This window comes from Rhodanobacteraceae bacterium, assembly GCA_024234055.1.
In the GTDB taxonomy this organism is placed as follows: domain Bacteria; phylum Pseudomonadota; class Gammaproteobacteria; order Xanthomonadales; family SZUA-5; genus JADKFD01.
Genome location: JACKOW010000010.1, coordinates 90,475 through 115,991 on the forward strand (window position 1 = coordinate 90,475; position 25,517 = coordinate 115,991).

Annotated in this window: 20 protein-coding genes and 3 pseudogenes; 14 read left to right on the forward strand and 9 right to left on the reverse strand. The window is 64.9% G+C overall.

Annotation, left to right across the window (positions count from 1 at the left end; genetic code table 11):
* Window positions 1-73: 73 nt before the first annotated feature.
* Window positions 74-964, reverse strand: coding sequence for a phenylalanine 4-monooxygenase (locus H7A19_15745; GenBank protein MCP5476285.1), 891 nt, complete (start codon window positions 962-964; stop codon window positions 74-76).
* A 136-nt stretch (window positions 965-1,100) separates the two neighbouring features.
* On the opposite strand from H7A19_15745, the gene H7A19_15750 reads away from it, so the two are divergent.
* On the forward strand, window positions 1,101-2,453 hold the full coding sequence (locus H7A19_15750) for an SDR family NAD(P)-dependent oxidoreductase (protein ID MCP5476286.1): 1,353 nt from the start codon (window positions 1,101-1,103) through the stop codon (window positions 2,451-2,453).
* Between the two features lie 99 nt (window positions 2,454-2,552).
* Here H7A19_15750 and H7A19_15755 read toward each other — a convergent pair.
* Together H7A19_15755 and H7A19_15760 are read right to left on the reverse strand one after the other, a co-directional pair.
* A pseudogene (locus tag H7A19_15755) lies at window positions 2,553-4,120 on the reverse strand (c-type cytochrome).
* On the reverse strand, window positions 4,080-4,649 hold the full coding sequence (locus H7A19_15760; GenBank protein ID MCP5476287.1) for a cytochrome c: 570 nt from the start codon (window positions 4,647-4,649) through the stop codon (window positions 4,080-4,082). Before H7A19_15760 ends, H7A19_15755 begins: the two are co-directional and overlap by 41 nt.
* 302 nt (window positions 4,650-4,951) lie before the next feature.
* Between H7A19_15760 and aceK the strand changes: the two genes are divergently transcribed.
* Window positions 4,952-6,628, forward strand: coding sequence for a bifunctional isocitrate dehydrogenase kinase/phosphatase (aceK, locus tag H7A19_15765; GenBank protein ID MCP5476288.1), 1,677 nt, complete (start codon window positions 4,952-4,954; stop codon window positions 6,626-6,628).
* 284 nt (window positions 6,629-6,912) lie between these two features.
* Window positions 6,913-8,032 (forward strand): annotated as a pseudogene (gene bioC / locus H7A19_15770) (malonyl-ACP O-methyltransferase BioC).
* 403 nt (window positions 8,033-8,435) lie between these two features.
* On the opposite strand, the pseudogene H7A19_15775 reads toward bioC, so the two are convergent.
* The 6 genes and pseudogenes from H7A19_15775 to H7A19_15800 all read right to left on the reverse strand — a co-directional run bounded on the left by H7A19_15775 (window position 8,436) and on the right by H7A19_15800 (window position 13,442).
* Window positions 8,436-8,911: pseudogene (locus H7A19_15775) on the reverse strand (DUF494 domain-containing protein).
* Window positions 8,912-8,917: 6 nt separating this feature from the next.
* A complete protein-coding gene (gene dprA, locus H7A19_15780; GenBank protein MCP5476289.1) occupies window positions 8,918-10,057 on the reverse strand; it encodes a DNA-protecting protein DprA in 1,140 nt (379 codons plus the stop codon).
* An 82-nt stretch (window positions 10,058-10,139) separates the two neighbouring features.
* The gene (locus tag H7A19_15785) at window positions 10,140-11,327 is read right to left on the reverse strand and encodes a LysM peptidoglycan-binding domain-containing protein (protein MCP5476290.1); all 1,188 of its coding nucleotides are present in this window, start codon (window positions 11,325-11,327) and stop codon (window positions 10,140-10,142) included.
* A gap of 354 nt (window positions 11,328-11,681) precedes the next feature.
* Window positions 11,682-11,948: a hypothetical protein gene (locus H7A19_15790; GenBank protein ID MCP5476291.1), complete on the reverse strand. Its 267-nt coding sequence runs from the start codon at window positions 11,946-11,948 to the stop codon at window positions 11,682-11,684.
* A gap of 28 nt (window positions 11,949-11,976) precedes the next feature.
* Entirely contained in the window at window positions 11,977-12,465 is a 489-nt protein-coding gene (locus H7A19_15795; protein ID MCP5476292.1) for a hypothetical protein, read from the reverse strand.
* A 497-nt stretch (window positions 12,466-12,962) separates the two neighbouring features.
* Window positions 12,963-13,442, reverse strand: a complete 480-nt coding sequence (locus H7A19_15800; GenBank protein MCP5476293.1) for a hypothetical protein — start codon at window positions 13,440-13,442, stop codon at window positions 12,963-12,965.
* 121 nt (window positions 13,443-13,563) lie between these two features.
* Here H7A19_15800 and H7A19_15805 point away from each other — a divergent pair, with 121 nt between their 5' ends.
* The 11 genes from H7A19_15805 to H7A19_15855 all read left to right on the forward strand — a co-directional run bounded on the left by H7A19_15805 (window position 13,564) and on the right by H7A19_15855 (window position 25,437).
* Entirely contained in the window at window positions 13,564-13,980 is a 417-nt protein-coding gene (locus H7A19_15805) for a BlaI/MecI/CopY family transcriptional regulator (protein MCP5476294.1), read from the forward strand.
* A complete protein-coding gene (locus H7A19_15810) occupies window positions 13,980-15,692 on the forward strand; it encodes a M48 family metalloprotease (GenBank protein ID MCP5476295.1) in 1,713 nt (570 codons plus the stop codon). The genes H7A19_15805 and H7A19_15810 overlap by 1 nt, the downstream gene beginning before the upstream one ends.
* A 107-nt stretch (window positions 15,693-15,799) precedes the next feature.
* Entirely contained in the window at window positions 15,800-16,324 is a 525-nt protein-coding gene (locus tag H7A19_15815) for a peptide deformylase (protein ID MCP5476296.1), read from the forward strand.
* Window positions 16,324-17,244 (forward strand): methionyl-tRNA formyltransferase, encoded by a 921-nt coding sequence (locus tag H7A19_15820; GenBank protein ID MCP5476297.1) that lies wholly within the window; start codon window positions 16,324-16,326, stop codon window positions 17,242-17,244. The genes H7A19_15815 and H7A19_15820 overlap by 1 nt, the downstream gene beginning before the upstream one ends.
* The gene (gene rsmB, locus H7A19_15825; protein MCP5476298.1) at window positions 17,219-18,532 is read left to right on the forward strand and encodes a 16S rRNA (cytosine(967)-C(5))-methyltransferase RsmB; all 1,314 of its coding nucleotides are present in this window, start codon (window positions 17,219-17,221) and stop codon (window positions 18,530-18,532) included. The genes H7A19_15820 and rsmB overlap by 26 nt, the downstream gene beginning before the upstream one ends.
* Window positions 18,532-19,014 carry a DUF4390 domain-containing protein gene (locus H7A19_15830; GenBank protein MCP5476299.1) on the forward strand — a complete coding sequence of 161 codons (483 nt, stop codon included), beginning with the start codon at window positions 18,532-18,534 and terminating at the stop codon, window positions 19,012-19,014. The genes rsmB and H7A19_15830 overlap by 1 nt, the downstream gene beginning before the upstream one ends.
* Complete coding sequence (locus H7A19_15835) at window positions 19,011-21,137, forward strand: HAMP domain-containing protein (protein MCP5476300.1); 2,127 nt, start codon at window positions 19,011-19,013, stop codon at window positions 21,135-21,137. Before H7A19_15830 ends, H7A19_15835 begins: the two co-directional genes overlap by 4 nt.
* Window positions 21,138-21,294: 157 nt before the next feature.
* Complete coding sequence (locus H7A19_15840) at window positions 21,295-21,990, forward strand: hypothetical protein (protein ID MCP5476301.1); 696 nt, start codon at window positions 21,295-21,297, stop codon at window positions 21,988-21,990.
* A 106-nt stretch (window positions 21,991-22,096) separates the two neighbouring features.
* Window positions 22,097-22,243 carry a hypothetical protein gene (locus H7A19_15845; protein MCP5476302.1) on the forward strand — a complete coding sequence of 49 codons (147 nt, stop codon included), beginning with the start codon at window positions 22,097-22,099 and terminating at the stop codon, window positions 22,241-22,243.
* A 316-nt stretch (window positions 22,244-22,559) separates the two neighbouring features.
* Window positions 22,560-23,084, forward strand: a complete 525-nt coding sequence (locus tag H7A19_15850) for a hypothetical protein (protein ID MCP5476303.1) — start codon at window positions 22,560-22,562, stop codon at window positions 23,082-23,084.
* 211 nt (window positions 23,085-23,295) lie between these two features.
* On the forward strand, window positions 23,296-25,437 hold the full coding sequence (locus H7A19_15855) for an FAD-dependent oxidoreductase (GenBank protein ID MCP5476304.1): 2,142 nt from the start codon (window positions 23,296-23,298) through the stop codon (window positions 25,435-25,437).
* Window positions 25,438-25,517: the final 80 nt, after the last annotated feature.

Consider the following 25,517-nt stretch of genomic DNA (forward strand, 5'->3'; position numbering starts at 1 on the left):
CTCGCCTAAAGATTGTCCGGACAAAAGTACCACTGATCGGATTGACCGGACAATTGCACGCGTTCGGGGAGAATCAGACGTCACCCTCGGCAGGCCAGCCCTCGCCCGAGCCTTTCTGGAACACCCGATCATCCGGCTGCACGCTGCCAGCGGGGAAAGCCGCGGCGCCCTTGAGATCGTAGTAGATCGGTCCGAAATCGGGATCCACGGTGGCCCGGAACAGCTGCTCGAAGCTGTCGATGACGAAATAGGTCTTCTGGAAGGTGTCGATGCGATAGCGTGTGCGCATGACCCGCTTGAGTTCGAAACCGATGCGGTTGGGGGCCGCGCTTTCCAGACTGTACAGGCTTTCGCTCTTGCTGGATGCGATGCCCGAACCGTAGATGCGCAAGCCCGCCGGGGTGTTGATCAGGCCGAACTCCACGGTGTACCAGTACAGCCGGGTCAGCTCCGTCAGCGGCTCGTCGCCGTAGCGCGCGGCCTTGAGGCCGCCCTCGCCGTAGGCCTGCATGTAGTCGGCAAATACCGGCAGCAGCAGCAGCGGCACATGGCCAAAGAGGTCGTGGAACAGATCCGGCTCGCTGATGTAGTCGATCTGTTCCGGCTTGCGTATCCACCAGGTGACCGGGAAGCGGCGATTGGCCAGGTGTTCGAAGAAGGCCACCTCCGGCAGCAGACCCTCGACCGCGATCAGCTGCCAGCCGGTTCGTTCCTTGAGAATGGGATTGAGATCGGCGAAGCGTGGAATCGCATGCGCGTTCATGCCCAACTGGCGCAGACCGTCAAAGAACTCGTCGCAGGCGCGGCCCGGCAACAGCGCGATCTGGCGTTCGAACAGCGTCGCCCAGGTCTGATGCTCGGCCTCGGTGTAGTCATCCCAGGGCTGCTCGACGACAGTGGTCGTGTAGACCGGCACGTAGCCCTTGTCGGTCAGCTGACTCTCGACCCGGCGTGGTTGCTCCATGACATCCCTCCCGATGCTGGCTTCAGCCTTCTAGCTTAGCGCGAAGCGTTCGCAGCGCGTGTGCGTTTCTTGCGCCGCTGATGGCTGTTGGCGCAATCTAGGTGCGTATATGTGCCCTCTGGAGCAAGAATGCATCATGGCTGAACTCGATCGTGTCGATCGTTTGCTGCTGGATCTGCTCCAGCGCGATGCCCGGCGCACCAATGTGCAACTGGCCGAGGCGCTATCGCTGTCGCCCTCTGCCTGCCTCCGACGGGTGCAGCGGCTGGAGCGTGCCGGCGTCATCCGCGGCTATCGCGCAGTGCTCGATCCAGCCGCACTCGGTCGCGGCCTCAGCGCCTTCGTGCGGGTGCAACTGGAGCGCCACGACGCCGAACACGTGCAGCGTTTCACCGAGCTGGTCGGCAGCTGGGACGCGGTGCTGGACGCGCACTGCTGGCCTGGACTATCACTGCACGGCGGCGGTCACCGACCTCGCCCATCTCAACGCATCATGGGCGGTCACCGATCTCGCCCATTTCAACGATTTCATCATGGGCGAGCGCGAGTTGTAGACGGGGCACGGGGGGCACGGTGGTGCACGGGGCACAGGGGGGCGCGGGACATCAACAGCAGTTTCGTCTTTGGCCCTTTGTGGGTCCAGACTTGCGAGGCGCTTTGCTTGCTGCTGGAAAAGCGTCCAGACGTCTGGACGTACAACAACCCAAGCCCGCTCCCCGTGCCCCGTGCCCCTTTCGCCCTGCACTCCATTCCGCGCGACAATGGCGGCCAACCCGCAACCAGGAGCCACTCCATGCATGTCCTGATCACCGGCGCCAATCGCGGCCTGGGATTGGAGTTCACCCGACAACTGCTGGCGCGCGGCGATCGCGTGGTAGCCACTGCCCGGCATCCGGCGCGCTGCGCCGAGCTCAACCATCTGTGCGGCGACTATCCCGGGCATCTGCACGTGTTGCCGCTGGACGTCGGCAACCCGCACTCCATCGCCGAACTGGCGCGCGAACTGGTGCTGGTCACACCCTCACTGGATCTGGTGATCGCCAATGCCGGGGTCAACATCAGCGGGGAGCACTTCGGTCAGCTCAAGGCCGAGGATCTGGAACGCAGTTTCGCGGTCAACGCGGTGGGTCCGGTGCTGCTGGCGCAGGCGCTGACCGAGGCGCTGGCGGCCGGCAAGCAGCCGCGGATGGTCTACATCAGCTCGGTGCTGGGTTCGATCTCTGCGCGGGACAGCTTCTACGTGCCGAGCTATTGCATCAGCAAGGCCGCCCTGAACATGGCCATGCGCCAGTTGTCTTATCCATTGGGCGAACGTGGCATCTGCAGCGTGGCGGTACATCCGGGCTGGGTGCAGACCGATATGGGCGGCGCCAAGGCGCCGCTGACGCCGGAACAATCCGTGCGTGATGTGCTTGGCCTGATTGACGGTCTCACGCAGGACGACAACGGGCGCTTCTTCAGCCACGAGGGCAAAGAGCTGGCCTGGTAGCGCCTGCGTCAAGAAGGGCGGGCGGGCAGCTGTTGCGCTGTCCCGACCCGCCATTCCCGCCGACGCCGACCGTCTGGATGACCGTCGGCGAGGCGCTGCTCAGTACACATCCTTGACCGTGTTGTGGACATTGAACTTGCCGGTGGGCGTGATCATCGTCGGACCCTTGATGACCTTCTTCAGTTTCAGAGTCTGATCATCGATGACCACGATGGCGCTTCTTCCTTGGCGCCGCTCCAGACCGAGAACCAGACTTCGTCGCCCGCAGCGTTGTATTCGGGCTGCACCACACGCTTTGGGACCTGGGCCGAGCTTGGCCCATTCGGCGATCGGCAGCACCTTGTAGCCCGCACCCAGCTTCTGGGTGTCGAAGACCGCCACGGTCTGACTGATTTTCGGATCCGGGTTCAGAGGCGTATCGACGTACAGGTGCTGGCTCTTCGGTGTGCGTCTTCACGAACAGCGAGCCACCGCCCTGACCCTTCAGTACCTGCACCGCCTTCCAGGCTTGCTGCGGGTGCTGCTCCGGATCGGTGCCGACCAGGGTGATCGCCTCGCTGCCGAGGGCGCTGGTCACCCATACCGGACCAAACTCCGGATGGATGAAGTTGGCGCCACGACCGGGATGCGGAATCTTCTCGGCATCGACCAGGTTCACCATCTTGCGCTCGCGCGAATCGACCACGGCAATCTTGTTGGATTGGTTGGCCGCCGTCAGGAAGTAGCGATGGGTGGAATCCCAGCCGCCGTCATGCAGGAAGCGAGCGGCGTTGAGCGTGGTGATCTGCAGGTTCTCGATGTCCGAGTAATTGACCAGCAGGATGCGCCCGGTTTCCTTGACGTTGACGATGAACTCGGGGTGTTCGTGACTGGCGACGATGGCGGCCACGCGCGGTTCCGGGTGGTATTCCTGGGTGTCCACAGTCATGCCGCGTGTGGAGACGATCTTGAAGGGTTCCAGGGTCGGTCCGTCCATGATGACGAACTGCGGCGGCCAGTAGCGCCGGCAATCGCGTATCTGTCCTCATAGCCCTTGAACTTGCTGGTCTCCACCGAGCGCGCTTCCAGGCCGATCTTGATTTCGGCGACGATGGCCGGCGGATTCATCCACAGATCGATCAGGTCGATCTTGGCATCGCGACCGATGGTGTAGATGTAGCGCGAGGAGTCGGACATGCGCGAGATATGCACCGCGTAGCCGGTTTTCAGCGTGTTGACGATCTCCTTGGTGTCGCCGTCGATCAACGCCACTTCACCGGCGTCACGCAGGGTCACGGCGAAGAAATTGTCGGTGTTGCGCTGGTGCATCTTCTGGGTGGGGCGCTGGAGACCGGCACCAATACCTTCCAGGTGTCCTTCATTTCCTTCATGCCGAATTCCGGCGGTGTGGGCGGATCGTGCTGGAGGAAGCGGGCCATGATGTTGACCTCTTCCTTGCTCAGCTCGCCCGAGGTGCCCCAGTTGGGCATACCGGCCGGCGAACCGAAGTTGATCAGCGCCTCCAGATATTGCGTGCCCTTGGCCCGGGTGATGTCGGGCGTCAGCGGCTTGCCGGTGGCGCCCTTGCGCAATACACCATGACAGCCGGCGCAGCGCTGGAAGAAGATTTCGGTGGCGCGGGCAAATTCAGGTTTGCTGATCGGTGGCGCGTCGGGGTTGAGCACCATCTCGATGCCTTCGGTAGGCACCGCCGAGGCGGTGGCCTGATACTTCATTCTCGCCTTCCTTGGTGCCGGGATGGCGCGAGCCCTGCGCGGGATCGGTTGACACCGCAAGGGTCTTGCGCGCCGCTGTCACGTCGGCGCTTGATATGACGTGGCCCGGATTGCCCCAGCTGGCATAGACGTAGGTGACGATGTTGGCGATATCGGCATCAGCCAGATGACTCATGGCTGGCATCACGTTGTTGTACTCGACGCCATTGACCACCAGCTTGCCGGTGATGCCCTGCAGGATCGAGGACAGCACCTTGGTCTGGTCGTTGTTCTTCAGGAAATCGGAGCCGGCCAGCGGCGGAAAGGCCCCGGGCAGGCCGACGCCGGTGGGCTGGTGGCAGGCGGCACAATTGGCGAGAAAGGCCGCCTCACCGGCCTGGTTGCCTTGTTTGGGCAAACGCTCATTGACCACATCATTGGCCAGTGCTGCGCCACCCAGGGCCAGCGCCAGCAATACAAAAAGGGGTTTGCGCATCAACATGACCGGAACCTCCAAGGAACGCCCGACAACCGTTGCGGGCTTGAGGGCACGATCCGCCCAATGGCCGCGGCCGCTCAATGACGCAGGTCAAGCCGGCGGGCGTTGATGCACGCCCGGTGGGCTCTGCCCGGCCCCGGACCCGGCGCTGCCAGCTGCAGCCCATCGCGGGCGATCCCATTTGCAAGTTCCAGGGCCGGCGCGCCAGACTTGGATGATTCTGGTAGCGGAGATCGCAATGACCTTCCTGTCCGCGCCTCGACCGCAAGCGGACGCCGAGCTGGCCGAAGTCCTGTGCCAGCGATCTGCGCGACGCCTTCGCTGACTACAACGCCCGCTTCCGCGCCATCTCCCAGCGCGCCAAGCGCCGCTTTGAGCGCCGCGAGTGGACGGCCGCTCGACTCGACGCCATCGAGCGCATCGAGCTCTACGATGTCTGCGTGGCCGAGACCTCGCGGCGCCTGGAAGCCGAGCTCGGCGAGCGCGTCGGTGACAAGGGCTTGTGGTCACGCGTGCGCGATCGCTACGCCGAGCTGATCTCGCCGCTGCTGGATCAGGAGCTCAACAAGACCTTCTTCAACACCCTGACCCGGCGCTTTTTCAAGACCCGCGGCGTTGACCCGTCCAGCGAATTCGTGGCGCTCGACATCGAACCCACCGACCGGCTCACCCACCCGGTGCCGCGCCTGAACTACAGCGCTACGCGTTCGCCCGAGGAGCTGTTCCAGCGCCTGCTGGAAGATTTCCATTTCGACGTGCCCTTCGCCGATATCGGTACCTCGGCCCAGCGGATTTCGACATCGGTGGCCGAACAGCTGCCACGTTGGGACGGGACGCCCATGGTGCGGGCCGTGGAGATGCTGGAAACCGTGTTCTACCGCGAGCGCCGCGCCTATCTGGTAGGTCGCATCTTCGGCGAGCGCGAGTTCGCGCCGCTGGTCATCGCGCTGGTGCACGAGGACGCCGGGCTTCGCGCAGATGCGGTGATGGTGCAGCGCGACGATGTCTCGGCGCTGTTCGGCGTGACCCGGAGCTATTTCCAGGCCGATCTGGAGACCGTGGGCGATGCCGTGGTGTTCCTGCGCACGCTGCTGCCGAAGAAGCCGGTCAACGAGATCTACACGGTGCTCGGGCGTGCCAAGCAGGGCAAGACCGAACGCTACCGGCATTTCTATCGGCACTTCGAAGCCAGTGACGAGGCGCTGACCCTGGCCGAGGGCGAGAAGGGTCTGGTCATGGCGGTGTTCACGCTGCCGAGCTATCCGCTGGTGTTCAAGATCATCCGTGACCGTTTTGCGCCATCCAAGCTGATGACCCGTCAGGATGTCATCGACAAGTACCAGCTGGTGTTCAAGCACGACCGCGCCGGGCGCTTGATCGATGCTCAGGAATTCCGCTTCCTGCGCTTCCCGCGCCGGCGTTTTTCCCCAGAGCTGCTGGAGGAACTGCTGGACAGCTGTCGCAGCAGCGTGATCGAGGACGGCGAAGATCTGATCCTGACCCATATGTATGTGGAGCGCCGGCTGCGACCGCTGAACCTGTTCCTCAAGGAATCGCCGCCGGAACTGGTGGAGCGCGCCGTCATCGACTACGGCCTGGCGATCAAGGATCTGGCCGCCAGCAACATCTTCCCAGGCGATCTGCTGCTGAAGAACTTTGGCGTCACCCGCCATGGCCGGGTGATCTTCTACGACTACGACGAGCTCTGCCTGGTCACCGAGTGCCGATTCCGCGAATTGCCCGCCGCCCGCGACGATGACGAGGAAATGCACCACGGTGCCTGGTATTTCGTCGGCGACGATGATGTGTTTCCAGAGCAGTTCACCGAATTCCTCGGCCTGCCCAGGCGTTTCCGCGAAGTCCTGATCGCTCGCCACGGCGAGATCTTCACCGTGCCCTGGTGGCATGGCGTGCAGGACAAGCTCAACGCCGGACACTTCTTCGATATCTCGCCGTATCGGGAGGAAGTGCGGCTGGGGTAGGTGCAGGTTGTCGGTTGTCGGTTGTCGGTTGTGGGTTGTGAGTTGTGAGTTGCGGCGATGATCAATCCAGGTTGGGACCCTGGAGGCGTTTCCGCCTTGCCTGTGGGAGCGGACTCTGTCCGCGATCACCGCCTTGAACGCGAACTGCGTTGGGCCTTGGCCGATGCCGATCGCGGACAGAGTCCGCTCCCACAACCAGCAACCAGCAACCGACAACCGACAACCGACAACCATGCTCCTCCCCTGCTAGCCTTCGCGCCCTGATCCTGCTTGCCGGTAGCCGCATGTCCTTCGATCGCCAACGCGTCCGTGCTGCCTTCTCTCGTGCCGCCCGTGGCTACGAGCAGACGGCGGTGTTGCAGCAGCGGGTCGGCGATCTGCTGCTGGAACGTCTGGCGCTGCTGGAAGCGCCGCCCCAGCGGGTGCTGGACGTGGGCGCTGGCACCGGACGACTGACGGCGCAGCTCAAGAAACGCCTGCCCAGGTCCGAAGTCATTGCGCTCGATCTGGCCATGGGCATGCTGCGACAGGCCAAACGCAATGCCGGTTGGTGGCGACCCTTCCGGCGGGTGGCCGGAGATGCCCAGGCCCTGCCCTTTGCCGATGGCTCGATGGACCTGCTGATCTCGAATCTCTGCCTTCAGTGGTGCCCGGACCTGGCTGCGGTCTGGCATGAGTTCCGGCGGGTGCTGAAGCCGGGTGGCTGGCTGCTGTTCACCAGCTTCGGCCCGGATACGCTGAAGGAGCTGCGGTCGGCCTGGCATGCGGCCGATGAGCGTCCGCATGTGCATGTGTTTCTGGATATGCACGATGTCGGCGACGGCGTTCTGGCGCAGGGTTTCGTCAATCCCATGTTCGATACCGAGCGCTACACGCTGGAGTACACCGAGGTGAACGAGGTGATGCGCGAACTCAAGGCCATCGGCGCCGGCAACGCGCTCAGTGGCGCGCCCGTGGGCTGACCGGCAAGAGCGCCTACGCTCGAATGCTCGCCGCCTACGAGGGGCAACGGCGCGAGGCCGGATACCGGCCAGTTATGAAGTGATCTTTGGTCAGGCCCGCGCACCCGAAGCCGGCGCGCCGCTGCGCGGGCCGAAGGGCGATGTCGCCAGTTTCAGCGTGGAGGCGATGCGGGCCAAGTTGCGCAGGGGCGGCGGCTGGCGGCTGGCGCTGGCGATTGGCGATTGGGCGCTTCGATTGCGGCGTGATGGTGAGTCATTGCAAGCCACCTGTATCGGCCCAACACTGCGCACGGGCCATGAACCCGGTGTCGTAGGTCATGTTGTCCGCGTCAGCGGACTACGTGACATCGATTTGCGTCACGTAGCTCGCTACGCGAGCAACGTGACCTACAACAGCAAATCAACAATTTGCGATATGGGTTCATGGAGAGGAACGCAGTGACGAAGCAATCCAGCGCTTCTTGCGGTGGGCTTCTGAATTGCTTCGATGCGCTCTCCGTGAACCCACAGCGCAAGGAATTGATCTGGCATCAGCATGCGTGCAACGTCTAAGTTGTTCACCTGTAGGAGCGCCCCCTTGCGGCGCGACCGCTGATGCGGTCATGCGGCTACCCGGTCGCGACGCGAGGTCGCTCCTACAGGCAAGCTCGTGGTTCATGGCTTTTGGGCAATGTCGGGACTACACACGCGGCTCGCCACCACGCCGTTTCAACGCTTGCCCCGCCGACCGCAAGTGCGCGCCAGCTGCCAGTTGCCAGTCGCCAGTCGCCAGTCGCCAGTCGCCAGTCGCCAGTCGCTAGTCGCTAGTCGCTAGTTGCTAGTTGCTAGTTGCCAGTTGCCAGTCGCTAATTGACTGACTCGTCGTGGTCGAACATCAGGTTTTCCAGCCAGGAATAGGCGGCTTCCTGATCGGGCTGGTTGAACAGCACCATCAGGATCACCCATTTCAATTCCTCGACATCGACCTCGCCCACGTCCAGGGGGCGATGACCCGATCGAGCACCAGCTCCCGCTGCGCCGGCGAGAGGACGCCTTGCTGTTCCAGAAACATCAGGAAGCCCTGCGCCTCGGGATCGAGTTTTCGCGCTCCTGCGGGGCGAGTACGCGAATCGGGCCGCCGGCATCCAGGGTTTGCGGCTCGCGCGCGGGCCTGAGCTCGGCGAGTTCGTCGAGCCAGTCAAAGGCCTTGCGGATTTCCTGGGGTGAAACCGACTTCGAGCAGCGAACTTTGGAGTGAATCGCGGTCCTGATCGGATTCAGGCTCGTCGATCATGAGGTTTTCGAACAGATAGAGCAGTACGTCGAGTATGTTCTCTTTCATTCATCCTCATCCGGCGCAGCGGCTGTAGGTGCCGCCGGGATTGGCTACGACTTCCCCCTCCAACTCCATGCGCAGCAGCATGCTGGAAAGCACCGGGACGGTCAATCCAGTGCGCTCGACCAGGGCATCCAGCGCCACCGGGTCATGTCCCAGCGCCTTGCGCAGTGCCTGATAGTCCGCATCGTCCAGGTTTGGTGCCGGCCTTCCCGAGGATTCGCTCGGGGCTGCCCTGACCTCGAGTGGCCCCAGCGTGTCGGCCCATTCCCGCACCAGCGGCTGCAGTTCGTCGATGACTTCCTGGGCGGTTTCCACCAGCTTGACGCCGTCACGGATCAACTGATGACAGCCCTTGGCCAAGGGATTGTGGATCGATCCGGGGATGGCGAAGACTTCCCGGCCCTGCTCGGCGGCCACTCGCGCCGTGATCAGCGAGCCACTGCCCAGGCTGGCCTCCACCACCAGCGTGCCCAGGGACAAACCGCTGATGACCCGGTTGCGACGCGGGAAGTTCTCCTTGCGCGCCGGCGTGCGCGGCGGAAATTCGGTGACCAGCGCGCCGTGCAGGGCGATCGCCCGCGCCAGATCGGCGTTGCGGGCCGGGTAGATGCGGTCCAGGCCCGTGCCGAGCACGGCCACGGTGGTGCCGCCAGCATCGATGGCGCCCTGATGCGCGGCGGCGTCGATCCCGGCCGCGAGGCCACTGACCACGGCAAAGCCACGGCTGACAAAGGTGGCGGCAAAATCGCGCGCAGTGGCCAAACCACCGGCGGTGCCTTGACGGCTGCCGACAATTGCCAGTTGCGGCGTCCACAGGGCGTCGGCGTCGCCGCGCACGAACAGCAGGAAAGGAGCGCCGGCAAGCCTTTGCAAGAGCGGCGGATAACGCGGATCGCGAATGCTGAGCACGCAGGCGCCCGTGTCATTCAGCCATTGCTGATCAAGCTGGGCATCAGTGCGGGCGCGGTCGATGGCCGCCGCGCCCAAAGCAGCCGAAGCCACGCGCTCGACCGCCAGCCGGATATCGCCGCCCGCACTCTCCAGCGCTCGCAGACTGCCGACACTGCCGCAGCCATAGGCCCTGTAGAGCGTCAGCCAATAGAGTTGGGAATCGTCCAAGCCGGGTCGGGTCACAGAAGCAGCGCCCATTCTCGCATTGTCGCGGGTACCGGTGGCGCCAGAAACGACAACGACCGCCGCAGCGGTCGTTGTCAGTCGGAACGAGTGAACCTCAGAGCTCGGTCGGTTCCTTCAGGACGGCACCCAGGTTCACCGGCCGCACGCCGTTCATCACCAGACCGTAGCTGATGCGGTCGAAGGTGCGGAAGATCATGACGTGACCGACAAACTCGTCGGGCAGCGTGACCTTCTTGTCGCGCGGGTTGAAGAACTCGCGCAGCGTGCCCTTCGGATAGCTGGTCTCGTCCTGCACGGTTTCACCGGGCTGGTAGATCGAATAGACCTCACCGACCTCCACACCCTCGCGGGCGCCTGCCGAGATCGCCAGTACATCGGATGGACCGGCATGATCGTAGTCGCCGCTGATGCCGATGACCCGCGCATCGGCCGGCACCGACGCCGGGGCATGCGGATAGAAGTTCATCGGCAAGGGCGATTCTTCCACCGGCAGCAGGAGATCTCCGCGGCGGATTTCCCTGTCGCCGTAGGTCACGTACAGCGTGGCCGGATCACCGACGCGGGTGACCGTGGCGTTGCCGACTTCCTCGACCTCATAGCCGAGCACGTCTTCGCCACGATTGGCAATCCACTCGCGCCAGTTGCTGCGGTACTGATCGGCTGCTTCCCAGGTGTTGGTCTTCGACCGGCGCTTGTCCTTCTGCCACAGCCAGCCGTCCGGTACGCTGCGGTACACCAGGGTGGGCCGGGCGATGATGTACTGCTGACCCGTCTCCAGGCCGTCATTGAATCGACGCCCGTAGACCAGTTGCTGATCGGTGGTGAGGATATGGGCTTCTTCGTTGGCGACGATGTACGGCGCGTTCTCGTAGTCCTCCTGACTCAGCACCCGGGGGCGTGAGAGGAAACTGCGAATCGAAGACAGCGGCAGCGGCGGAATGGCTTGCGCGTCGTCAACTTCGCGCATCCTCGGCCCGATGTCTGGCGCAGGCTCACCCGGAGGCGCGCCATTGACCATCAGCCGTGGCTGACCGTCGATATAGACCAGACTGATCACATCACCCGGGTAGATCAGGTGTGGATTGTCGATCTGTGGATTGGCTTGCCAGATCTCCGGCCAGTACCACGGACTCTTCAGAAAGCGTCCGGAGATGTCCCACAGCGTATCGCCCTTCTTCACGACATAAGTGTCGGGATGATCGGCACGAAGCTCCGGGCCGGCGGCGTAAACCGTAGCGGCAACTAGCAATGCTGCAACAACTGAAAGTGCTTTTTTAAGCATGGCAGCCATCTGCCTGATTCCCAAGGGCTTCCTGAGTGTAGCGGAAGATTGTCTTGGTGAAAATGAGGAGCAGCCCACTAAATCGAAAGAAAGTGGCGCGAACGCATGATTTCGATGCAGGGGATGACCATCGAAGGGGGGTCCATGCGTCGCGCCGGGGGAAATTGGGCCTTCAGGTGAGCTCGGCAGTGATGGCGCGAGCCGCTGTCCGAGTCCATCAGTGTCGATTCGGTGCCTCCCGTTCGCCGCGGCAGTCTCGAAGCCAAGTGAAGCCAGAGCCCATTCGACTGCCGTTCGGGCCTCAACCTACGACTTTCTTCGTATTCAAACAATCCCGTCGGGATGGGCCCGCGATTAAGAATCGACCATCTCCAGCTCCGCAATCGTCTGCTGTTCCAGCCGCTTGTATTGACCGCCGCGCAGTTGCCCGTCCACCTGGGCGACATACGCGGCGATGGCTGCTGCATCGCCTGGAGCGTCAGCTCTGGGCGGTACCGGCACACTCGACGGCGCTTCGTCCGCCGAGGTGGGACGGGAGCCCGGATCGGCACTGGCTGCCGTCATCGCGGTCCATGCGAGGCAAAATCCGACGATGGCGTGGCGAGCATAGGTCTTGGCCATGCCGTAGATCCTTGATCGGCTGCAAGGCTCAACCGTTGGGCGGAATCAACACCAGCCCCTGACCCTTCCTCATCTGTCGCAGTGACTCCTGTGACTCCGAGTTATCCTCGATCTGGCGCTTGCGCGAGAAACAGCGCTGGGTGGTCATACGGGTACCGACCTTGCGCTCCTGCCGGCAGACGATGCCACCCTCTTCGATGCCGATGACGCCGGTTTCGAATTCGCTGGCCAGCTCACGCAGCTTCGGGGAGGGTGCGCTTGAACTGTCGGCAGCGTCCAGTTCCTGACGCAAGGCGGCGATGATCTGAATCATCCATTCCTGATCGCGCTTGCTGGAGACGTCATAGCGGCCCTTCTGAAAGCGCCGATCCACGTCCTCCACATACTGACGGATCTCGGAAACCGACATGGACGACTGGACCTTGACTGCGGTGGTACCGGCGCGATCGGCCTGAGCCGTGGTTGAAAGCGCCAGCGTGGTGGACATGAGGACAACGAGCGACAGTGTACGGATCATGGTTCTTGCTCCTGGGTAAGTCCCGGATCAAAACCTACGACTGTCTTCGTAGATTGTCAACGCATTGAGACTGGGATTCTTGACCAGAAGGGAGAAAAGTTACGAAGAACTTCGTTGATCAGCCACGCGCTCTCCGGGGGTGCCCTGCCGAGCGCGTAACCCAAGCTCCGGGGGGCAGACCGAAGGCTGGGATGGTCGCCCATGGCGGTGAGCTTGCTCGCACAGCGGGGAGAGGCGGGGGACTCGCGGCGCGGTCAAATCATGCGTCGAGCTTGTTCACCAGCCCCGTGCCACATCTTTTCCAGGCCGACAAATCAACGGGTCAACGCATGTTTGGTGAGCAATGTGTGACGGCGGCGTTCATCACGACCAGGATGCAGCAGACTCCAGCGGACCACAGACCCCGGGTAGCCCGGATCCGCCGCAGCCAGGGGAAGCCTTGGGCAACAGGCCGCACCGTCGGGTACAGCCTGACTGTCAATCGCGCCGTTGAGTGCCTACTGGCCTACCGGAACCAGGGGCTGACGATTCAGCTTGCGCAGCTGGTCTTGCGAGTTGGTGGTGTCATCGACCAGACGCTTGCGGGTGAAGCAGCGCTGGGTAGACATGCGCGTTCCGGTCTTGCGTTCTTGCCGGCAGACGATGCCGCCCTCCTCGATACCGATGATGCCGGTCTCGAATTCGCTCGCCAGCTCACGCAGTTTCGGGCTGGGCTCCCGCGACGCGTCGGCCTTGTCCAGCTCCTTGCGCAAGACCGGAATGATCTGCGTCAACCACTGCTGATCGCGCTTGTCGGCGACGTCGTAGCGACCCTTCTGGAAGCGGCGATCCACAGTCTCGACATATTCACGAATTTCGGACACCGACTTCGAAGACTCCACCCTGACCGCAGTCGTGGAGGCACGTTCCGCGTGGACCGCGGCCGACATTGCCAGTGCAGCAGTCATAAGTGCAACCATCAACAGCTTCTGGGACATGAGTCATCACTCCGTGGGTAGCCTTCATGGCAAAAACTACGGCTGTCTTCGTAGCCTGTCAATCCGAGATTGACGCTGCGTTTTCAAGCACGCAAAAAGCAGCTACGATAACCATCGTGGAATGTTGACGAGGACATGGCCCGTGAGCCGAGCTGAACTGCAGAAGCCGACCGAAGCCGAAATAGAGCTGCTAAAAGTCATGTGGGATCGCGGCCCGTGCACCGTGCGCGATGTCCACGAATCGCTGCAGAGCAAGACCCGCAAGACCGCCTACACGACCACCTTGAAGTTGATGCAGGTCATGCACGGCAAGGGCCTGGTGATCCGCGACGAGTCGCAACGGGCCCACCGTTTTGCGGCGGCGGTTTCGCGGGAAGCCACCGAGCGGGCCTTTGTCGGCGCCCTGATTTCCAAGCTGTTCGATGGCTCGGCCACACGGCTGGTGCTGCAGGCGCTGGGCAACGATGCCCGCGCCAATGACAGCGAACTGGCCGAGATCCGGGAGCTGTTGAAAAACATCGAAAGCGAGCGTGAGTGATGGACGCCCTGTCGGTTGCCATCAATGCCATCGGCTGGACCCTGATTCATTCGCTCTGGCTGGGGGCCCTCGCGGCGGCGGCCTACGCCTTGCCGGCGGGCCGGCTGCGCAATCAGGCGCCACAACTGGCCTACGGCTGGGGTCTGGTCTGCCTGCTGGTGCTGGTGCTGTCGCTGGGCCTGATCTTCATCCAGGAATTCGACCGTCTCAAGGACAGCGCCGACGCCCAGGCCATCGCCCGGGCCTATGCGGCGCTGCCGGTGGAGACGGGTACGGTCAGCAGCAGCGTACCGGTGTCGGCTGCGGCGCCGTCAAGCCTTGCGCATGGCATCGAGAAGATCCTGCCGCTGTTGGTGCTGGCCTGGGCGCTGGCCGTGGCGGTGATCGGGGCCGGACTGGTGCGCTCGCAGCTGGCGCTGCGGCGTCTGGTGACGGCCGGTGTTGCCTTGCCGAATCTGGCACAGCCGGTGATCGAGTTGGCTGAGCGCTTTGGCGTCAACCGGCCCATTGCCGTGGTCTCCTCGGCGCTGGCCCGGGCACCCTTCGTGATCGGTCATTTCGCGCCCGTGATCGTGCTGCCGCTGACGGTGGCCACGGGCATGCCCTGGCCGCAACTTCGGCTGATCCTGGCGCATGAGATCGCCCATCTGCGCCGCGCCGACTATTTGATCAACTGGCTGCAGATTGCGCTGGAAGTGCTGTTGTTCTTCCATCCCGCGGTTCGCTGGCTCAGTGAAGAATTGCGGCGGCTGCGCGAGGCCTGCTGCGACGACATGGTGGTCGCATTCGCAGGTGGTCGCGGCGATTACACCCGGGCCCTGCTGGCGCTGGAGGAATATCGTCACGATGCGCCGCTGCTGGCGCCGAGTGCAGTCGCCGGGGGATTGCTCTGGCGCGTGCAACGCATCGCCGGCCGCGCTCCGAATCATCGCGGCTCCTTGCAGAAGGTGGTGCTGCCAGCGCTGGTGGCCAGTCTGCTGGTACTGACGCTGGCTGGCGGCGTGCAGATTCGCCCGGGCTCGGGTCCACGCGATCTGGTGCTGCCGCAGGCCTCTCTGTTGCTGCCGTCCTTGCTGCAGCGCGAGTCACCGACCACGCGTCTTGCCTGGGAGGTACAGCTGCCGCCGCTCAGCGATGCCGAATATGCCGCTGAATCGCTGCCCTCGGTCCCTGCGGTGGCAAGCACGATCAAGCCCGAGCCGATCGAGCCGTCGCCGGCTCTGACACTGTCCCTGGATCATTCCCCGATGGTGGCAAGCCTGCAGCCACCCACTGTGCCGATGACACCGGAGAATCGCTCCGCCCCAGTGGATCCGGTGCAGCCACTGCATGCGGTGCGCCCGGTTTACCCCCAGGATCAGCGGCTCGCCGACGGTCCGCTGGCGGTGGAATTGGAGTTCGGCCTGGCCGCTGATGGTGCGGTCCGCGACATTCGGGTCGCGAATGCACCCGACGGAGCGCAGCCCTTTGTCGCAGCGGCCACCCAGGCGCTGTCACAATGGAGATTCCCTGCCGATGCGGCGGCGGACGGCGGGCGCTTGCGCCATCGCTTCGAGTTTCGCGACCTGGTGACGGGTGAGACCCACGGCGAATGCACCATGCTGACCGCCAGTCGCTTCTGTCTGGTGGACGCACGCCCCGGACGCCGCGATTCATCGCTTCCTGGCGAGCGCTGCAAGCCCACCACCGGCTCTCGCCTTTGCCGCCGCTGAGCCCGGAGCTGGACCGGGGCTGAGCAGACGCCTTCCGGGGGCTTCCCCGGAAGCGCTGGGCATGGGACGCTATTGAATCCCTACGACTTGTCTCCAGATACGCTGGCATGGCCCTATTACCCATACTCGAATATCCCGATGAGCGACTGCGCACCGTCGCCAAGCCGATCGATCACATCGACGACGCCCTCCAGCGCCTCATCGACGACATGTTTGAAACCATGTACGAGGCACCAGGCGTGGGCCTGGCGGCCACCCAGATCAATTTTCACCGGCAGTTGATCGTCATCGACGTCAGCGAAGAAAAGAACACACCTCTGGTGCTGATCAATCCGCGCATCGTCGAATCCGAGGGCACCGAGACCTGCCAGGAAGGCTGTCTGTCGGTACCGGGCATCTTCGCCGATGTGGTTCGCGCCGAACGCATCGTGGTCGAGGCTCTGGATCGTCACGGCGAACTGCGCCGCATCGATGCCACGGGTTTGTTGGCAGTATGCATCCAGCACGAGATGGATCATCTGGCCGGCAAGGTCTTCGTTGACTACCTGTCGCCGCTGAAGCGGCAGCTGGTCAAGCGCAAGATGGAAAAGCGCCACCGTCAGGGCGCTCCCGCCGCCAGCGCCAGCGCCTGATGTCGCTGCGCGTGGTCTTTGCCGGTACGCCGGATTTCGCCGTGCCGTGTCTGGACGCGGTACTCGGCAGTGGCGCCGACTGCGTGGCCGTGTACACCCAACCCGATCGCCCGGCAGGGCGCGGTCGCCAGTTGCAGCCGAGCCCGGTCAAGCAACGCGCGCTGCAAGCCGGCTTGCCGGTGGAACAGCCGCTGACGCTCAAGGAGGCGCAGGTGCAGTCGCAGCTGGCTGCCTATGCGCCGGACCTGATGATCGTGGTGGCCTATGGCCTGATCCTGCCGCGTGCCGTGCTGGCGCTGCCGCGCCTGGGTTGCTGGAATGTGCATGCCAGCCTGCTCCCGCGCTGGCGCGGGGCGGCGCCGATCCAGCGCGCCATCCTGGCCGGCGATGCCGAAACCGGGGTCGATCTGATGCAGATGGAAGCCGGGCTCGATACCGGACCGGTCCTGCTGCAGCGGCGCACACCGATTGCGGCCGATGACAGCAGCGGGCGCCTGCATGATCGGCTGGCGGGGCTCGGCGCCGAGCTGCTGCGCGAAGGGCTGGGCCGGGTGCTGGCCGGCGAGACCCTGAGCCCGCGGCCGCAGTCCGAAGACGGCGTCTGTTATGCCCACAAGCTGGAAAAGTCCGAAGCGCTGCTGGATTGGCAGCAGTCGGCAGCGGAGCTGGATCGCAAGATACGCGCCTTCTCGCCCTGGCCGGTGGCCGAGGCGGTGATCGCCGGTGAGCGGGTGCGCATCCATGCGGCCGAGCCGGTCGAGGCCAGCGGCACGCCGGGAGAACCGGTGCACGCCAGCCGCAGCCGGCTGGTGATTGCCTGTGGCGAAGGCGCGCTGGCCCTGCTGCGCTTGCAGCGCGCTGGCGGTCGGGTCATCGACGCCACCGACTACGTCAATGCCCGCCCCGAACTCAAGCGCTGAACCCATCCGGGTGCAGGTGGCCCGCGTGCTGCACGCGGTGGCCCGCGGTGTTTCCCTGGATCAGGCGCTGGCCCGCCATCTCGCCGAGCCGGCTGCCGGCCACGAGCGCGATCCGGCCTTTGCCCGCGCGCTGTGCTACGAAAGCCTGCGCCATGGCGTCTCCAACGCCGCATTGATGACGCAACTCTGCCAACGGCCACCCAAAGCCCTGATCGCGGCGCTGCTCGGCGCCGCCTTGACCGAGCTGCGCTTCCTGGCGACGCCGGTCCATGCAGCCGTGGCCGAAACTGTCGCTGCGGCCAGGGTGCTGGATGCCGGCGCCGCCGGATTCGCCAACGCGGTGCTGCGGCGTTTCCTGCGCGAACGAGATACGCTCGAAGCCCAGTTGCAGCAGAACCTGCTGGCGCGCCTGGACCACCCGGCGTGGCTGATCGAACGATTTGAAGCGGACTGGCCCGAGCAGCTTGAGGCCATCTGCGCCGGCGGCAATCGGGCGGCACCGATGTGGCTGCGGGTGGATCCGCGCCAGGGCAGTCGCGAGGACTACCAGGCCGAGCTGGCCGAACTGGGCATCGAAGCCACGGCGCCAGTATCGCCGCCGCAGGCGCTGCTGCTGACGACGCCGGTCGCGGTCGAACGCCTGCCCGGATTCGCCCAGGGCCGCGCCTCGGTGCAGGATGCGGCGGCGCAGCAGGTGGTGGCGGTGATGGACGCGAAGCCCGGCCAGCGGGTGCTCGACGCCTGTGCGGCGCCGGGCGGCAAGACCGCCGCGCTGGCCGAACAGGTACCCGATCTGGTGCTGACCGTGATCGAGAAGGACGCCCAGCGTTGCCCACGTCTGGAGGACACGCTGCGGCGCTGTCGGGTCTCGGCCAGACTGGTCGTGGCCGACGCTGCCGACACGGGCGGTTGGTGGGACGGCGAGCGTTTCGACCGCATCCTGATCGATGCGCCTTGCACCGGAACCGGCGTGATCCGTCGCCATCCGGACATCAAGTTTCTGCGCCGCGCCAGCGATGTGGCGGCGCTGGCTCGGGAACAATCGCGCCTGCTGGATGCGCTTTGGCCTTTGCTCACACCCGGCGGACGTCTAACCTACGCGACGTGCTCAATCCTGAAATCAGAGAATCAGGCCCAGATCGAGGCCTTCTGCCAGCGCACGCCGTCGGCGCGCGCGCTGCCGCTGTCCTTGCCGGGCTTCGTCGCCGCCGGCCCGGGGGTTCAGTGCCTGCCGGGCAGCGCCGATCAGGACGGCTTCTACTACGCCTGCTTGCAGCGTTCGGATTGATGCTGCCGGCACTGCTGGCGGCGCAGGATCTAGCCATCCGCCGGGTCAGCGCCGTCGCCGATGCCGTGCCTACCCTGCAACTGGTGATGAGCATCAAGCTCGGCACCCGCGCCACCGAGGCCATCGAGGCCGGTCTGGTGCTGAGCTTCAAGGTCGATTGGGAACTCGCTGACGGCCGCGAACTGCAGCAGCATCTGCTGCTGCGCTATTCCCCATTGCTGCGCAGCTATCAGCTGGGTATCGGCCAGGAGGTGGTGCAGACCTTCGCCCTGCGCAACTCGCTGCTGGCGGCGATGGAGAACGCCCGAATGCGCTGGCCGGAGGCCCGCGCCTGCGAGGGCGATTGCGGCGGACGCGTGCGCATACGCCTGGATCCGGCCGCCTTGCCGGCGCCCTTGCGACTGCCGGCCCTGGTCGACAGCGACTGGCGTTTCGACAGTGGCTGGCAGGCGCTCGCCACCAACGCCGGAGCCGCACGATGAATGTCTGGAAGCGGGCTCTGCCGCTGCTGGCCTTGTCGGTACTGGCCCTGGGGGCGGTCTATCTGTCGGGCCGCGATGCCGAAGTCGGCCCGCGCATGGGCCCGGAATGGACCTGGGTGCTGGTCGGCATGGGTCTGTCGCTGGCGCTGCTGCTCGGCGCGCTCGGTCTGGAAGCCTGGCGCCTGCGCCGTGACGTGCTGGCGCGGGCCCCCGGCGCGCGCCTGAGCTGGCGGTTGCTCAAGCGTCTGGCGCTGCTGGTGCTGCCGCCGCTGGGCATGTTGTTCATCTTTTCGCTGCGCTTCGTCCACGGCGCCGTTGATGGCTGGTTTCAGGTCGATGTGACTGCCGCCCTCGACGACAGCCTGACCGTGGCCCGGCGCGCCATCGATCTCAGCGAGCAACAGGCGCTGCGTCGGGTGCGCGTGCAGAGCCGCCGGATCGACGCCGGCGAAGCGGATGGCGATGATGTCGCCCTCGCCAATGTCCTTGATGATCTGGATGCGCTGGAGCTGGTGATCTACGACGCCCAGCGCAACATCAGCGCGCGCGCAAGCGCCGATCCGCGCTTCCTGGTGCCGAGCGCACCCGACGACGCCCTCTGGCGCGCGGCGCGCACGCGCGGCTCGGCGTCGAGCATCGATCGTTCCGGCGAGGCATTGACGATACTGGCGCTGGTCGACATGCCCGATCGCGACCAGGTCATGCTCGGCCGATTCGTGCTCGACAACGAGATCGCCACGCTGGCACAGGCCATCGAGAAGCACTACTACGACTATCGACAGCTGGCCTTTCTGCGCGGTGCGCTCAAGTACACGCTGAGCGTGGTGCTGAGCGTGGTGCTGGTCGCGGCCATTCTGTTTGCGCTGTATCTGGCGTTCGCGCTGGCGCGTGGACTGGTCGATCCGCTGCGGAGGCTGGTGGAGGCCACCCGCGCCGTGGCCCAGGGCGACTACCGCATCGAAGTTCCAGAGATCACCGACGACGAACTCGGCGGCCTGGCGCGGGCCTTCAACCAGATGGCGCGTGAACTCGATGAGGCCAATCAGCGGCTGCTGCGCGCCGCTGGCGACGCCGAAGCCGGGCGACGCTATTTCGAGGGCGTGCTCGATCGAATTTCCTCGGGCGTGCTCAGCCTCGACGGCGCCGGCCGCTTGCGCACCTCCAATGGGTCGGCGCAGGAGATCCTGGGTGTGGATCTGAGCCCATGGAATGGCTTGCCGATCGAGCGCCTGGGCAAGGCCGACCCTCCGCTACTGCCGCTGGTGCAGCGACTGGTCGAGGCGCTTGCGCGGGAGCCGGGCGACTGGCGCGAGGAAGTGCGCATCCAGCGTGGCCAGATCGAGCAGCGCTTGCTGCTGCGAGGCGCGCGCCTGCCCGGGGGTGATGGCGAGGTCGGTGGTCTGGTGCTGGTGTTCGAGGATGAGGGCGAATACGCCCGCGCCACCCGCGATTCCGCCTGGTCGGAAGTAGCGCGGCGGCTGGCGCACGAGATCAAGAATCCGCTGACGCCGATCCAGCTGGCGGCCGAACGCCTGCGCCGCAAATTTCTGGAGCGGCTGCCCGAAGCCGACCGCGAGATACTCGACCGCTCCACCCATACCATCGTCGCCCAGGTCGAGGCGCTGAAGGCCATGGTCAATGCCTTCAGCGACTACGCCCGACCGCCGCGGCTGGAACTCAAGCCGGTCCGCCTGTCCAAGGTCATCCGCGAAGTGGTCGATCTGTACAGCGGAGACACCTCGCGGGTGGACATCCATCTGCGCATCCCCGAGGACGAGCCGCCGGTGCGCGCCGATATCGGCCGCGTCCGCCAACTGTTGCACAATCTGCTGCGCAATGCCGAGGAGGCCCAGCCCGATCGCCGCGCGCAGGTCGATCTGGCCCTGCACAGCACTCAGGACGGCAGCCGCAACTTCCTCGAACTGGACGTGCGTGACCACGGCCCCGGCATCCCGGAGACCCTGCGCGATCGCTTGTTCGAGCCCTACACCACCACCAAACCCAAGGGCACGGGCCTGGGGCTGGCCATCGTCAAGAAGATCGTTGAAGAACACGGCGGCCATATCCGCGTCGACAACATGAGCGACGGCGGCGCCAGGTTCAGGGTGCGGTTTCCTTTGTGAGGGCGCGAGGGCGAGAGGGCACGAATAGGCAGGTGCTGTCATTGCCTTTTGCGTGCTGGATTGCCGTCGTGCCTCTCGCCCTCGTGTCCCCTCGTCCTCTGCGTGCCGTCTGAAAACACGCTAGCCTTGGCGCCCTTGTGATGGCGGAGTTTCCCCGATGCGTCGTTTGCGTCCCCTGATGTTGGCTTCGAGTCTGTTGCTGCTGGCGGCTTGTGCCGGCACCCGTGAGCTGGCTGCGCCGGCAGCCGCGCAAGCGCAACAAGCCCCGGCCGCAGTCGCGGCTGCGCCGGTCGACAACTATCAGCTCGACCTGCTGCAGGCCATCGCCTGGTCACGGACCTCGGCGGAGGCCGAGGCGCTGTACCTGCAGGCCTATGGCAGCGCCCGCCGCGCGCTCGACCAGGCCCTGGCCGACCCGACCTGGACCGCCGCCGTCGAGCAGACCGGCGACTTTGCCAAACTGCCGCCGGCGATCATCGTCGATGTCGACGAGACCGTGCTGGATACCTCCGACTACATGGTCGAACGCCTGCGTAACGGTCGCGAGTTCTCCAATGCCGACTGGAACCAGTACGTGCTGCGCGCCAATGCCACGCCGCTGCCGGGCGCGCTCGATTTCCTCAAGTACGCCGCCTCGCGCGGGGTCAAGATCTACTACGTGTCCAATCGCGCCGCGGCGCCGGCCGAACCTGGCCTGCAACCGGAAATCGAAGCCACCCGCCGCAATCTGGCCCAGTTCGGATTCCCGGATACGGCCGACAGCCACAACTTCCTGTTTCGCGACGCAACCCGCGGCTGGAAGGAAAAAGGCCCCGCCGCGCCGAAATCGCCCGTACCCATCGCATCGTCATGATGGCCGGCGACAACCTCTACGATTTCATCGATCTCGACGAAGCCACCCGCGAGAAGCGCGACAGCGCCGTCGAGGATCACCCAGCTGGCTCGGCACGCGCTGGATCGTGCTGCCGAACCCGGGCTACGGGTCCTGGGAGAGCGTGCTGGTCGGCCGCAACAAGGGCGCCGATGCCCGCCGCGCCAAGCTCGAAAGCGTGGGCGTGCCAGCCGCCAGCGCCGACACCATCGCCCGCGGCGGCTTCGAGCCCTGAAACGGGGCACGGGGCACGGGGCACGGGGCACGGGGCACGGGGCACGGGGCACGGGGCACGGGGCACGTGAAAGGCTACGGGTTTCGAGCTCTTGTGGGTCCAGAGTTGTCTGGAGACGTGATCCCGGCCCAGCTGTGCCGTAGGCCGGATCCGCGCGCACGCCAGTTGTGACCAAGCCCGAACCGAGCAAGCGCGCGGCGTCCGGCAAGCCCCGCCGCGGCCGCCGGCGCGATCAGACCTTCCAGGGGCACAGGTCGAGACAAGGTGCGCCTTGGGTACACTATCCAACCATCAGTCACCCCAAAGGATGCGCAGAATGAGACCGATAGCCCTGATCACGCTGCTGGCCGTCGGCCTCATGGCAGACGCCAGGGCCGGGCAACCGATCTGGTCCTTTTCGGTCGCCACCACCGATAAACTGGTGATCGACACCGTCAGCAACCCGATGACCGTCAAGGGCGATCGCGCACTGGCCATGATCAAGGGTCGGGACGACCAGACGGTGCTCAGCCTTCAAGCCGACGATTACGAGGTCTATGACGACTCTGACAGGCAGTCCAACGCGGGCGTGCGCCTGGCGGGCATGGTGGTCGTCGCCGACGATGGCGTGCTGCTGGAAACCGAGGAGCTCTGGTTCGATCCCATCAAGACCGAGCTCGTTGCCGCTGACGCGCGAGCAGGCGTTGCATTGACCGGGGCTTTTTCCTGTCAGAGCAAGGCCGCCGATCACGCCGAACTGCAGACCGTCATGAGCAAGGCGTCGGATCAGGGCAATGGCTACGAAATTCTGGCGCGCTGCGTCGGCGAGCGCATGGAAGCGAGGATTCGGCCGCTGTCGTGAGGCCGCGTTGAGATGATCTCGGAGCCGCGCTACGCTGTGGTGGGTCCAGATTTGTCTGGACCCACCTCAGCCCGTTTTCCTTTGCGTCCTTCGCGTCCAATGCCCTGATCGGTGTTCGAGGAACCGGATTGCGCGCGCCCATCGCCGCCGCTTTGCGAGATGATCGGGCTCTCGCCGGTCTGATCGACCTGGCGCTATTCCGGGAATGAACATGTCTGCATCGCAACGTCGCTGGCTGTTGCTGGCCCTGGTCGCCATCGCGCTGGTGGCTTTCTTCGCGCTGGATCTGGGGCGCTTCTTCTCGCTGGAGGCGCTGAGGGCACATCGTGAGGGCCTGCTGACCCAGATCGGCGCGCATCCGCTGCTGAGCGCCGGCATCTTCTTCCTGGTCTACGTCGCCGTCACTGCCTTGTCCCTGCCGGCGGCCGCCCTGCTGACCATCGCCGGCGGCGCGCTCTTCGGTTTCGGCCTCGGCACGCTGCTGGTGTCCTTTGCCAGCACACTCGGAGCCACGCTGGCGATGTTGCTGGCACGTTATCTGCTGCGCGATTCGGTACAGGCGAAGTTCGGTAGCCGATTGAAGGCCATCGACGACGGTCTGGAACGCGAAGGCGCCTTTTATCTGTTTGCCCTGCGCCTGGTGCCGGTGTTTCCCTTCTTCCTGGTCAATCTGACGCTGGGCCTGACCAAACTGCCGGCGCGCACCTTTTTCTGGGTGAGTCAGCTGGGCATGCTGCCGGCGACCGCGGTGTACGTCTATGCCGGCACCGAGATCGGCCAGCTGACGTCGCTCAAGGGCCTGATCAGTCCGGGCTTGCTCGGCGCCTTCATCCTGCTCGGGCTGCTGCCGCTGATCACCAAGAAGATCCTGGATCTGCTGCGCGCGCGTCGGGTCTATCGGGGTCACACCCGCCCCAAGCGCTACGACTACAACCTGATTGCGATCGGGGCTGGCTCGGCCGGGCTGGTCACCACCTACATCGGCGCTGCAGTGAAGGCCAAGGTGGCGCTGATCGAGCGCCACAAGATGGGCGGTGACTGTCTCAACACCGGCTGCGTACCGAGCAAGGCGTTGATACGGACGGCGCGCCTGCTGGCCGAGGCGCGGCGCTCGCAGGATTACGGCATCAATGCCCTGCACGCCGAATTCGATTTCGCCACGGCCATGGAACGCGTGCAACAGGTCATTGCGAAGGTTGAGCCGCACGATTCGGTCGAGCGCTACCGCGGCCTTGGCGTTGATTGCATCCAGGGCGATGCGCGGCTGCTCGACCCGTGGACGGTTGAGGTCGACGGCCGGCGGCTGACGGCGCGCAACATTGTCATCGCCACCGGCGCGCGGCCGACGGTGCCGAAGCTGCCGGGCCTCGACACCGTGGACTATCTGACCTCGGACACGGTCTGGAATATCCGCGTGCAACCCAGGCGTCTGCTGGTTCTGGGTGGTGGCCCGATCGGCTGCGAACTCGGTCAATGCTTCTCCCGACTCGGCAGCGCAGTCACCATCGTCCAGCGCAATCCGCGCCTCTTGCCCAAGGAAGACCCCGATGCCAGCGCTGCCGTGCGTGCGGCCTTCGAGGCCGAGGGCATCACCCTGGCGCTGGGCGCAGAAGCGCTGCGGGTAGAGAAGGATGGCGAGGGCGGCCGGCTGATCGTCCACGAGAACGGGGTCGAGCGCGCCATCGAATTCGACCGCTTGCTGCTGGCGCTGGGACGCACCGCCAATGTCGCGGGTTTCGGTCTGGAAGCGCTGGGCGTCGTGGTGTCGCCACGTGGCACTGTCGAAGCCGATCCACTGATGCGCACCAGCATGCCAAACATCTATGTCTGCGGCGATGTCACCGGGCCCTATCAATTCACCCACGTGGCCGCGCATCAGGCCTGGTATGCCGCGGTCAACGCGCTGTTCGGCCCGTTCTGGACCTTCAAGGCCGACTACCGGGTGATCCCCTGGGCTACCTTCACGGATCCGGAAGTAGCGCACGTGGGCCTGTCGGAGACCACCGCGAAAGCCCAGGGCGTGGCCTATGAAGTCACCCACTACGGCCTCGATGATCTGGATCGGGCCATCGCCGACAGTCACGACCATGGCTACGTCAAGGTACTGACCGTGCCCGGCAAGGACACCATCCTCGGCGCCACCATCGTCGGCGCCCATGCCGGCGATCTACTGGCCGAATACGTGCTCGCCATGCGCCATGGCCTGGGCCTGCGCAAGATCCTCGGCACCATCCACAGCTATCCGACCATGATGGAGGCGAACAAGTACGCCGCCGGCAACTGGGCCCGCGCACATGCCCCGCAAGCCGCACTGCGCTGGGTGGAGCGCTTCCACGCCTGGCGACGGGGGTAACTGAGACGAGGCCAGAGCAGCGGAGCAAGCTCAGCTCTACCAAAGCGTCGGTGTGCGAGGCTCTGGTAGTGCCGAGCTTG